Source organism: Chitinophaga sp. 10T418, from assembly GCF_056394125.1.
The window spans coordinates 536116-548197 of sequence record NZ_JBFTHG010000001.1 but is presented as its reverse complement, the minus strand read 5'-3'; the positions used below and the strand labels follow the sequence as shown (position 1 = coordinate 548197).

The 12082-nt window shown below is 44.7% G+C and carries 11 protein-coding genes; 5 read left to right on the top strand and 6 right to left on the bottom strand.

Going from position 1 to position 12082, the window contains the following annotated elements:
• Window positions 1–7: 7 nt before the first annotated feature.
• The gene (hisD, locus tag AC1DCV_RS02275; RefSeq protein ID WP_477021646.1) at window positions 8–1288 is read right to left on the bottom strand and encodes a histidinol dehydrogenase; all 1281 of its coding nucleotides are present in this window, start codon (window positions 1286–1288) and stop codon (window positions 8–10) included.
• A gap of 15 nt (window positions 1289–1303) precedes the next feature.
• Window positions 1304–2158 (bottom strand): ATP phosphoribosyltransferase, encoded by an 855-nt coding sequence (gene hisG / locus AC1DCV_RS02270; RefSeq protein WP_477021645.1) that lies wholly within the window; start codon window positions 2156–2158, stop codon window positions 1304–1306.
• 462 nt (window positions 2159–2620) lie between these two features.
• On the opposite strand from hisG, the gene AC1DCV_RS02265 reads away from it, so the two are divergent.
• From AC1DCV_RS02265 to AC1DCV_RS02245, 5 genes are all read left to right on the top strand, one after another.
• Window positions 2621–3040, top strand: coding sequence for a LexA family protein (locus AC1DCV_RS02265; protein ID WP_441572435.1), 420 nt, complete (start codon window positions 2621–2623; stop codon window positions 3038–3040).
• 15 nt (window positions 3041–3055) lie between these two features.
• Window positions 3056–3550 carry a hypothetical protein gene (locus tag AC1DCV_RS02260; RefSeq protein WP_477021644.1) on the top strand — a complete coding sequence of 165 codons (495 nt, stop codon included), beginning with the start codon at window positions 3056–3058 and terminating at the stop codon, window positions 3548–3550.
• 6 nt (window positions 3551–3556) lie between these two features.
• On the top strand, window positions 3557–4309 hold the full coding sequence (locus AC1DCV_RS02255) for an SOS response-associated peptidase (protein ID WP_477021643.1): 753 nt from the start codon (window positions 3557–3559) through the stop codon (window positions 4307–4309).
• Window positions 4310–4543: 234 nt separating this feature from the next.
• Complete coding sequence (locus AC1DCV_RS02250) at window positions 4544–5545, top strand: redoxin domain-containing protein (protein ID WP_477021642.1); 1002 nt, start codon at window positions 4544–4546, stop codon at window positions 5543–5545.
• A gap of 12 nt (window positions 5546–5557) precedes the next feature.
• Window positions 5558–6490 carry a hypothetical protein gene (locus AC1DCV_RS02245; RefSeq protein WP_477021641.1) on the top strand — a complete coding sequence of 311 codons (933 nt, stop codon included), beginning with the start codon at window positions 5558–5560 and terminating at the stop codon, window positions 6488–6490.
• Between the two features lie 257 nt (window positions 6491–6747).
• On the opposite strand, the gene AC1DCV_RS02240 is transcribed toward AC1DCV_RS02245, so the two are convergent.
• The 4 genes from AC1DCV_RS02240 to AC1DCV_RS02225 are packed head-to-tail and all read right to left on the bottom strand — an operon-like array spanning window position 6748 to window position 12076.
• Complete coding sequence (locus AC1DCV_RS02240; RefSeq protein WP_477021640.1) at window positions 6748–7224, bottom strand: hypothetical protein; 477 nt, start codon at window positions 7222–7224, stop codon at window positions 6748–6750.
• 5 nt (window positions 7225–7229) lie between these two features.
• Window positions 7230–8921 carry an RHS repeat domain-containing protein gene (locus AC1DCV_RS02235; protein ID WP_477021639.1) on the bottom strand — a complete coding sequence of 564 codons (1692 nt, stop codon included), beginning with the start codon at window positions 8919–8921 and terminating at the stop codon, window positions 7230–7232.
• A 59-nt stretch (window positions 8922–8980) separates the two neighbouring features.
• Window positions 8981–10318: an alkaline phosphatase family protein gene (locus AC1DCV_RS02230; RefSeq protein ID WP_477021638.1), complete on the bottom strand. Its 1338-nt coding sequence runs from the start codon at window positions 10316–10318 to the stop codon at window positions 8981–8983.
• A gap of 18 nt (window positions 10319–10336) precedes the next feature.
• Window positions 10337–12076, bottom strand: coding sequence for a RagB/SusD family nutrient uptake outer membrane protein (locus tag AC1DCV_RS02225; protein WP_477021637.1), 1740 nt, complete (start codon window positions 12074–12076; stop codon window positions 10337–10339).
• Window positions 12077–12082 lie beyond the last annotated feature (6 nt).

Below are 12082 nucleotides of genomic sequence, written 5' to 3'. Positions count from 1 at the left end.
TAGTTATTTATGAGCGGGAATTTTCCAGCTGTTGCAATCTTACGGTGACGGCATTTTTATGTGCTTCCAGTCCCTCTGCTGCTGCCATGGCTTCTATAGTAGCACCAATATGCTGCAGCCCTTCGGGAGAAATCTGCTGGAAAGTAATCTTTTTCACGAAGCTGTCCAGCGATACGCCGCTATATGCCCTGGCATAGCCATTTGTAGGCAGGGTGTGATTAGTACCGGACGCATAATCGCCGGCACTTTCAGGGGTATAATTCCCCATAAAAACAGATCCTGCATCTGTTACCTTGTCGGCGAGATTTTCCGCCCCGTTACAGGCTAAAATCAAATGTTCCGGTGCATATGCATTCAGCATCTCCATCGCCGTATCCATATCGGCTACCAGGATCATTTTACTGTTTTCCAATGCTGCGGTAGCAATGCCTTTGCGTGGCAGCTTTTCCAGCTGTGCATTCAGGGCATTGGTAACATCGGTGATCACTTTTTCGCTGGTGGTTACCAGTACTACCTGGCTATCAGGACCGTGTTCCGCCTGTGACAGCAGATCAGCGGCCACAAAATCAGGGATACAGCTGTCATCCGCCAGCACCGCCACTTCAGAAGGGCCTGCCGGCATATCTATGGCTACGCCGCTTTTATTGATCAGTTGTTTGGCACAGGTCACGTACTGATTACCGGGGCCAAATATTTTATACACCTGTGGAACCGTTTCGGTACCGTAGGCCATAGCGCCGATGGCCTGCACACCACCAATCGTAAATACTTTTTCAATGCCTATCAGCTGTGCCGTGTATAATATGGCGGGATGCAATGAGGGCGTACAAAGTACGATCTCTTTACAACCTGCTATCATGGCGGGTATACCCAACATCAGGATAGTAGAAAACAATGGAGCCGAACCACCGGGGATATATAAACCTACTTTTTGAATAGCCACCGGTTTGCGCCAGCATTGTACGCCGGGCATGGTTTCTATCATCTGTACCTTTTCCTGCTGTGCGCGGTGAAAGGTAGTAATATTTTTTGCCGCCTGTTGTATCGCGGCTTTCAGTGCAGGTTCCAGCGTAGTAGCTGCTGCTGCAAAAGCAGCGGGTGATACCTGTATATTTTCCAGCGTCACCTTATCAAATTCAGCTGCAAATTTTTTGATGGCCTGGTCGCCACCGCTGCGTACTTCCTGCAGAATATCGTTCACCTTTTTTTCCAGTGCCGATGTATCCATCACAGGCCGTTGCAACAGGGTATTCCACGTACTTTTATCAGGAAATCTGGTTGTTTGCATCGTTTACACAGTTTTTTAGATCACCATTTTTTCAATGGGCACTACCAGGATACCTTGTGCACCGGCGGCCTTCAGGCTTTCGATAATATCCCAGAAATCATTTTCATTCAGTACAGAGTGAACGGAGCTCCAGCCAGCTTCTGCCAAAGGCAGTACTGTCGGACTTTTCATACCTGGTAGCAGTCCAATGATTTCATTCAGTTTATCATTGGGTGCATTGAGCAGGATATATTTATTATTCTTCGCTTTTTTCACTGCCTGTATACGAAACAATAATTTATCCAGCAGCAGCTGTTGTTCCGGTTTCAGGTCATGACAAGCTGCCAGCACTGCTTCTGATTTCAGTACGGTTTCCACTTCTTTCAAACCATTCATGAATAGAGTAGAGCCGCTGCTCACCAGGTCACAGATAGCATCGGCCAAACCAATGCCAGGTGCTATTTCCACCGATCCGCTGATTTCGTGAATTTCCGCAGTGATACCATTACGTTGCAGGAATTCTTCCACTATCACGGGATAGCTGGTCGCAATTCTTTTGTTGTGCAGGTCTTTCACGGAAGTGTACTCCACTGATTTTTCCACGGCCATCGACAAGCGACATTTTCCGAAGCCCAGCTTCTGAACAATATTTACCTGTTTTTGTTTTTCCAGCACTACATTTTCTCCTACAATTCCAATATCTGCCACACCATCTTCAATGTATTGCGGAATATCATCATCCCGCAGGAAAAACACTTCCAGCGGGAAGTTGGTCGCTTCTGTTTTCAGCTTGTTAACACCATTATTGATGTCGATACCGCATTCCTTCAATAATTTGATGGAATCATCGTGCAGGCGGCCGGATTTCTGGATTGCAATTTTCAATTTCATCCTGGGTAAAAATAAAAAGGGGCTTACCTTTCCGGTAAGCCCCTGTTGATGATTTAATATAGTGATATACACATTATCATCCCAGCCTACCGCGTTGGCAAGAAATGGTGGTGATGATGGATATGTATGTTTGTGTTCATAATTCGAGTGCAAAAATAGTAAGTAAAATGAAAACTCAAAGGTTTTTTTTTGGAATTAACGTGAAATTTATATATAAGTGCTTATATATAAGTTCTGATATAAATCAGGATGAAGCAGACCATTTTATGGAAAACAACAGCGCTAAAAAAATTCTCACTGCACCTGTTTTAGCAGGGAAAATATACATCTCACTGATCTGCCACCACTTAGTCCCCATGCGCATTTTCGCCCCTTGCAAACGATCTGTTAATTGATTTCTTTAACTAATAATTTTAGCTTTATTTTGCTAATAATATTAGTATTTATTAAAACGATAGTTATATGGAAGCATTGAAACTGAGAGAGTTGAGTATAACCCTGCCATTCTTTAATACCAGCATCCCCGCAGGGTTCCCCACTCCTGCTCTGGATTACCAGGAAGAAGAAATTGATCTTTCCCGTATCCTGCAGCCCAACCCCGCTACCTCCTTCATTATCAGAGTGAAAGGCGATAGCATGACAGAAGCCAATATCCCCGATGGCTGTATGGCCGTTGTGGACCGTTCTATCCGCCCCTCTACCGGCGATATTATTGTAGCAGCCCTCGATGGGGAATATACCGTAAAACGACTGGTAAAGGCCGGCCGTAACTGGGTATTACACCCGGAAAATGCTTTTTATAAACCCATCATCATAGCAGAAGATGCAGACTTCCAGGTATGGGGCGTAGTGACCGCCGTGATTGTAGATATGCGTAAATAGTGAAATTCAACAGTTATGCATAATCCATTGGCATTATTATCTGCTGCGCTGGTAAAAGCGCTACTCGAAAATGGTTTTACGTTATTTGTCCGCCAGAGTTATGCGGCGGGAAGAGACCACAACGACCTGCACATTCGGGAAGTATTCCTGATCACTCCTTATAAAGACATAGGAGAAGCCAACATACATTTTCAGCATATCCGTTTTGATCACCGGAAATATATTTACCAGGCGCATCATCCGGAAGAAATAGAGAAATTGTATAAGGCCGCATCACAGCCACCAGGCTACAAAGTATATGCTTCACTGTTACAGCAGGAAGTATGGAATCCGCCATTGTATATGGATCCGGCGGTGAGAAGATATATTTCTCTCAAAACAAAATGGAGACCGGAACGTAAAGAAGAAGTCAGTGCAGAATTATTCCTGCATTACGGGGAGCTCTATTTTACCCTGAAGTATGGAGCTGAAGAAATAAAAGTACCTTTATCAGAGATAGAATACGACTAAATAATTATGTGTTACGATATCGCTTTTACTGCCAACATAGAGAGCATCTTTAAATATCTGCCACAGCTGCAAGCCAGCGGCGACCTCGATATTCACTTTGATCCTACCTGGCATAAGATCGGGATGTCATACCCCCAATGGCCGGTGATTACCAACAACAATGGATTAAAGCTGGAAAAGTATACCTGGGGTCCTGTACCTAAAATGCTGGACACTATAGAAAAGGTAAAAAGACAACGACAACTTTTCCTGAATGCCCGCAGCGAAAAAGTACTGGAAAATGGCACCATGTGGAATGCCATCCGGCATCAACGCTGCTTGGTACCAGCCACCGGTTTCTTTGAATACCGGCAGATCAGTGGCTGGAAAAATAAAGTAGCCTACTATATCAAATCAAAAGAACAGGATGTTTTTTTCATCGCAGGATTATGGGCGCTCTCCAACTCCTGGGATGTGGATAAACCAGGGCGTATCCCGACTTTCACACTACTTACCCGTCATGCTAACCCATTGATGGCGCAAATCCATAATGGCGGCGACAATGCCGGCAGGATGCCGTTGATGCTCACCAATCAACTCGCACAGGAATGGCTAAAACCAGGACTAACCGATACGGATATACGTGAAATTCTGCAATATGAATTGCCTGCCGGTCAGCTGGATTACTGGCCCGTAAATTCTGTACGCAAGGTAAAACCCGATGAGGCCGCCGTTATTGCCCCTGCTGCATATGAAGGCCTGCCAGCCATACAGGTATAAAATGGCCCGCATGGCCCGGGAATAAAATGTATCTCCCCTTACAGCTACTAACCCTGCTGCTAAAACTGTCTCTCCGTTTTGCGGGATGAAGAGCTCTGTGTTTGTATTGCTCCCACAACATCCGAAAACAACCGGCGGTGTCTATACCCGTGCCCCAATATTAAAAGTATTTCCGTCCCGCATTCACCCTTTCCGGGATGTTCGTTGTCTTACGTATACAAAACGCGTACAAATATGAATAAAATAATGAGTAGCGCCTACTGCCTGTTGCTATTGCTCCTGCTGCGGCTACCAGGCCTGGCACAAGGGTTTGAGATCAGGGGGTACGTAAAGGACGTAAAATATGGTAAGATAAAATTGCTGGCCATAGAAAATCAGCAGATCGTACTGGCAGAAGGCGATATCAAGGCTCATGCGTTTGTAGTCAGAGGGAAACTGGATTATGCACAACCAATAACCCTCTGTATCAACAATGGAAGTAATACCAATGTATTCCTGGAAAATACTACCTATCAGCTGCAGACAGACTACTTTGGGCTAAATGGCAGGCAGTTAAAAGGTGGGAAGCTGAATAAAGAGTATCAGTATTACCTGCAGGATATGACCAACCCATCGAATCCCGATCGTACTGCGGAGTTTTTGACCATCTACCCCAACTCAGCAGTGGGCGCCTTTTTGGCCAATTACTGGGGGAAGTATCCCTATTCCCGCGTAAAATCCTTCCTGGACGCAATGGGGCCTGATGCCCGGAAATCCTGGTATGGAAAAAAAGTGGTGCTACGCGAAGACATTATGTCCAGATCTCAACCGGGCCGCGTGGTACCGGATTTCAAAGCACTGGGTGTGAATGCTGACACCGTGAATTACAACCGCTTTCGCGGGAAAGTGCTGATGATCGACTTCTGGGCCTCCTGGTGTCATCCCTGCCGCATGGAAATACCGCATCTCAAAAAAGTATATCAGACCTATCATGAAAAAGGAGTGGAAATTCTCAGCATCTCCGTTGATGCGGTAGATGCTGCCTGGAAAAAAGCATTAGGACAGGAACAAATGCCATGGCCACAGGCACGTGACCCCAAAGGATTTGATGAAGATGGTTTCCGCAAAATATTTGGATTCGGCTTCGTTCCCTTTGCAGTGCTCATAGGTGCCGATGGTAAAGTGGTGACGGTTTGGGACCGCACAGGAAAATCACTGGAACAATTGCTGGATGAAGCACTGGCACAAATCAAATAAACAAAAAGATCCATGAAATATAGCATCATACTATGGTTGTTCGGATGTTGGAGCCTATCTGCTACTGCACAGCAAACACCATCACGTAAAAGCATACACGATCAGTTGGCTGCCATCCAAAAAATCATTGCGCAGGCGGCACAGGACAGCGGCGCTGCCGGCATAGCCGCCGCAAAGTTATTACCGCAGCTAAACCCGGACGATGCTCTACTGGCCACACCAGGAAATGATAACAGCATCAATACTTACCTGGATGGATTTTTCCGGTTACGTAGTATTGCCGGTACCGCAACTGCCTTCGACAGCGGCGTGACTATGCGCCTGAAATATGTACTCTACAACGTACAGAGCGATCGGGTAAGATGGGCTTACTATCAACAGGTAGTGGCCAGGAGTATTACCGAAAATACTGATAACGAAACGATCCGGAATGTAAAAGAAGATCTCGCATTGATGGTCCCTGCAAAGCAACGGATCAAATACGACTCTCTGTTAAACATCTGGAACAGCCTGCGACAGGGGCAACCGATACCAGCTTTAACCTTGTCGGATGATAATGGCGGACAGCTGGATCTTTCAGCTCCCGGCCAACAGATGTGGGTCATACAAACCTACGCCCCTGGCGACACCGCCAGTATGCGGGCATACCGCAGCTTCTGTTCACTCGCGCAAAAGTTTGCCGGCGATAGCACTTATACATTTATCGGGCTTAATCTGCAAGGTGGTGCTGCACCTGCATCTCCACTGAAGCAATACCATTTAACAGCGAAGGAGCTAGTTGCTTTCCGACGCTTATATGCCCTGCCGGGAAACACACGAACGATGGTGATACGTAATGGTTATTTTCAGATGGCCACTATGCCCGATGTACCGGAAGAGGGGCTGGCGATGTTACTTAAATTTAGCCTCAATATGCACTATCCGGTTGTTCAACACGAAGAATAGTCTTCTGCCGATAGATGCTAACAGCAGGGATGTATCAAAAGTAATTTTCACCTGATTTCATTCGGGTATCGATGGAGAGAAATTTCGTTTACATGATTCCCAAACCCATCAAATTACTTTTGATACATTTTCTTTTGTCTGCTATTTACTATCTCACCATAAAACTTACTTTTCGTGAGAGATAATCGTGTTAATCATCGCAGCCCGCTAAACGGGTCATACAGGTAGTATGGTCTGCCTTCCCTCACTCATGAAAATTACTTTCCAGAACTAACCGGTTTCTCCACTTTGCGAAACCCTTCAGGGATTACATTTCCTCTCGTTAATTTATAACCGGTTATTTTGTTTAAAGGAAAGATATTTGGAGGGCCAAAAAGCAGATTAAGATGATAAATGCTATCTGGTGATGTTGTATAGGCACTTTTTATCGGAACGTCTACAATTCGTTGGCCCATATCATTATAGAGATCTGTAATATTTATTGTAATATCTTTCTTCTCTCCCGATGTACCCAGGAGTCCCTTAAATTTTGTAAAGTCATCAAACACCCTTACATCATCTTTTCCTATAGACAAGAGTTTGGGTCCAATAAAAAATCTAAAATCAGTAAACTGATCCTTTTCAATAGTGGCAATTATATCATTGGTTGTTCTACGCATTTTATCTTCCTCTGTCTCTCTGCTACAACCAGAGGTAAACACCACCAATACAAAAAAATGCTTTATATATCTCATATTCATCAGTTTAACGATCTATTGCTATTTGTGCTATTGTTATTAAAAAACTCGAGCAGCGTTTTATAAATATCATAGGTCCGCTGTGTAGATTTATCAATTTCAATACCATTCTTATTCATTATCTGCATACCGGCTTTCATGATGTTCATTCCCTTTTGCAGTGACCCTTTAAAGTCTTTCATATCAATAGAGGGGAGCGATCCATCATTGATAAAATTGGTCATTTCTGCTTTCTGTTTAGGGGAACCAAAAATACCATTTGAAAGAGATGTTGCCTTATTAAAACTCGAAACATTTTCCTTTAATGCTGAATTTGCCTCCCAGAGGGGAACATTATCTCTATATGTAGTAATCCAGGCATGGGCTTCCTGTGGTACGGAGGCAACACCTGCGCTTTTATCTGCAAATTCCTTATTTTTCTCCAGATCATTTCCCATTGACCATCCTCCGGTATTTCCTGTTGTTTCAGGATCTGGTTGTCCCCATGCCCATTCTGGATTTGCTGGCAAATTATTGCTCGGTCTGAACGTTGATCCGGATGGGGAACTAGTCATACCTTCTGGAGTTACACCTACACTTGAAGCAGTAAACAACGGGATACCAGATGCATCTTTATACACTGCCGGCACATTACTATGAGAAATATCCACTCTTCTCTCCTGGGTAGTGACATTAGTGCCATAAATGGCTTGATAGGAAACAGCCGATTTGAACCAGGCACTATTAAACGGCAACAGCTCAAGACCTTCCAGATCTATTCCCATGGTGACTTTATTTTCTGCATAAGCATATGGCGTATTACTGGAATATTTGCTGCTTAAAGGATCGATCTGCATAAATCTTCCAATCTGCGGGTCCATACTCCTATACTTAAACTGATACCAGTTAAGATCCAGTCCGTCTTCCAGCTCCTGAGAAGTAAACTTCTTTTTATTCTCTGGATAACTACTGCCTTTCAAGGCATTTGAGCTGATTCCCGCCATCGTCAATCCAAAGGGATAATAATGCGTTTCTTCCAATAAAGGTCCGGAATTAATTCCTAGAATTATGTTATCAAAATATACATCCTGTATACTTTCATTGCTGGTATACACATAGAGAAATCCCGTTTTCTTAACCGTCATTTTATCCTGGCTAAGCGTTTGCAACTCGTCTGGTGTTGCTTTTACCTGTTTAACGCCACTATTTTCGTCCACCAATTTAAACTGCTCATCGAACAATACAAAATTAAGATATGCTTTCGGTCTGTCGGCATTGGGTTGATCAGGTTCTTTTTCCTTCAAGCGGCGGTAGTCATTATTATAGAAATTGCTATTGAACGGGGTGAGCTGACCAATTTCCCCGGCACCATGGGCGCCATTGTCCCCTCCTCTACCACCATTAAATGCCTGTACTAAGTCTGTCACCATATTTTCCGCGGAGGCAGCAAAAGAATTTTTTTCCCTGGGGCTACCGGATTTGTAGAAAGCCTTTGCACTGAGCTGAATGGTATCGCCAGTCATCACACGCAACACGATGGAAGGACCTATCTTTTTACCAGTACCCGTTGCTGTTAGCTTTGCTACCGCAACATTTTTTCCGGCACTTTCATCTTCTGGATAACCAACAGGTTTAGCGGTACGGGTATTATCTATATTACTAAACAATGCGGTCTCCTTAGCTGCCACAGGGGTTTCCATGGTAGCAGCATACATAAAATTAGAAGGGCGCCTCAATTATTCTTGAGACGCCCTCCCTATTCAATATGCTATAACTATTTTGCCAACACGCCCACCGGTACTTTACCATCCATATTTCCCAATGATAATCCCAACAGCTGCGCCACTACCGGCGCCACATCTGTCACATTCATTTCTTTCACATGACCTCCGTTATTAATCCCGGCACCAAAGGCTACAAAGCCGGTTTGTATCTCTTTAAAGTCAGGGAAATAACCGTGGGTACCTCCTTTGGCGGCTTTTACCAGTTCCCCGGTAATGGCGCCACCAATCGTTACGCCGGGAGCGGCCGACAATGCCAGCGCCGCATGAGGATTGGCTCCTACCGCATCCAGTTGCTGCCGGTTGGTCACTTTGAATAATTGCTGCTGTTCTGCGGGCAAGGCTTTTAAGATGGCCAGTACTTTATTTGTAGTAGCCACATCTCCTTCGTCTTTCAGGTGAAGGAAGGCGGCACCACCGGAGCTATGAAACTGCGCTTTCCAATCGCCAGTAGCTACATTATTCAACAGGCCATTTTTCGCCAGTAATATATTGGGAGAAAATGTTTTGCTGATATTCACAAAGCCATGGTCACCGGTAACGATGATAGTAGTACTATCGTATATCCCTGCCCGTTTGAGTGATTCTATAATGGTACCAAGCGCCCGGTCTGCTCCTGCTACTGCTTTTCTCACCAGCAATCCGTCCCGCCCCTGCTCATGTTCGTAATGATCGGTGCAGGCCAGGTGCAATGTGGTAAATGCAGGCTTGTAAGTAGTGATCAGGTAAGCCGACATGCGCGCCACATTTTCATCCAGGATCATTTCTTCATCTTCCATCGCAAAATCTTTTACACCCAGTTTACCGGTAGCATTGTCCTGTACTTCCTGCCAGAGATGGGCAGGTGTGGATAATTTCGCCATGATATCCCTGCGGTCTTTTTTACCAATAGGCCATACATCCGGGATGTTATAATCAATAGGCGCTCCTACGGTTACCGGCCAGATAACATTGGCGGAAGTTTTCCCTGCCTTGTGTACGGCGTCAAACAACGTAGGCACTTTGATACTGTCGTAATAAAAATACCAGGTACCGGTAGCACCCGTTGGCTCAAAAGGCGTATTGTAGTAAATGCCATGTTTTGCTGGTGTTACACCGGTAATCAGGGACGTATGATTGGGATAGGTAACAGTAGGAAACACACTGTTTACGCCATCTGCATATACTCCTTTCTCTTTCATCATCCGCAGGTTTACCATGCCCCAGGATGGATCTGTATAAAAATCCGGGCGGAAACCATCAATCGTTATCAGTACTACATGACTTGCTTTCTGTGAAAAGGAGGAAAGTCCCATCATCAGCAGCAACGCTATACCTGCTAATTTTTTCATGCTATAATTATTTAAATATTAGTCCCATAAAGGATTCTGGTGCAGTGCCGGGTTCAATGACAGGTCATTAAACGGGATAGGATATACGTATTTAAAGTTATCCCATCTCCGGCTAATATTGCTCAGCCAGATCAGGTTACCGCTGGTACCACCAGATAATTTTGTCTGATCACCATCAATGAGGAAATAATATACGCCGGGAACTTTTGTCGCAGGTACTTTTTTTACGAAAGAAACATCCGGTTTGCCATCTTCATTTAAATCCATCAACACATCCATGGCAGGTACATATAAACCTACATAAGGACTTACCAGTAATGGCCCCAGGCCCCAGCGCATCAGGTCATAAAAGCGAAATCCTTCCATGATCAGCTCAATAGCACGTTCGCGGCGGATTTCCATGAGAATAGGTGTCTCCAGACTGCCATAAAATTTGGCGGCCAGATAAGGATCAGGAGTTAATGGCATGTCTGTATTTTTCAAACCAGCGCGTTGTCTCAGCAGCTTGATAGTGCCATTCCAGTCTTCTGCAGAAAGCCCCTTGTTGAGCTCTGCTTTGGCTTCTGCTTTATTCAACAGCACTTCTGCATAGCGAATAATCGGAATGGAGTTATTGTTTTCTCCCACGCCATCTGTAGCCTTTGAGTCCAGCGTAAATTTCAACGGTTGATAACCAGTATAGGTATACGTAAAATCAGGCGGTGCAATTTGTCCATCGCGCTTATAACTACCCATGCGGATCGTTTGCTGCAGGCGCAGATCCCTGTTCTTTACCTCTTCATTAAATGGCAGGTTATCAAAACCGGGTGTATCCGTAAAGCGGCTGCCGTCAATATTGAGGTAGGTGTCTGCAAATGTTTTTACTAAGCTGATCCTGTTACCATAGGTAGCACTGGTAAAATACCAGTTGGCATCATTGAACACGCGCAAACTTTTATTACACACATAGGCCAGTATTACTTCGTTGACGTTGGGTGTTTCGTTAATAAACAGGTTGCGGTAATTCATGGCAGGATCACCGGCTGTGTTCAGGGAGTACTGTCCACCATTTATCACAGAATCTGCAGCGTTCAGTGAAGCCTGCAGCCATTTATTTTCATCTTTCGGTAAGCCCATATCCTTATGGTATTTGCGGAAAGTACCTTCAAATAAACACACCCTGGATTTATAAGCCAATGCCACCCATTTGGTAATCTGCGAACAGGTGATATCTTTTTTAGCACGAATGTTGGCACAGGCGAAATCAAGATCTGCCAGCACGCTGTCCATCACCATGGCGCGGGGGTCGCGGCCTTTATATAACTCCGGATCATTGATCTCCAGGGTTTTATTATACCACGGCACATCACCAAAACGTTTCACTTTTTCAAAGTAAAACATGGCCCGGAAAAAGCGTGCAAGACCAGCATAATGATTTTTGGCTTCATCCGGAATTTTCGCCTGCCCGTAATGCGCCAGGAAATAGTTGATATTACGCAGGTCGCCCCAGCTCCAGCCGCTGGACTGAGTAGACGTAAAAGCACCCGGGATGATATACGTATTCACGTCTTTCCCGGCCATCACGTCGCTCATCACATCTCCCCTGATAATACTATTCCCATCAGGTAATATTTTATAGAAAGAAGTAGCATACAGCTGCAAATCCGCCTCTGTATTAAACGCGTTATCAGGACTCAGTTTATCAAATGGTTTCAGGTTCAGATCCTTCTTACAGGATACCATGGCCAGGATCAATAACAGGTAAATACTATTTTTCATCTTAAT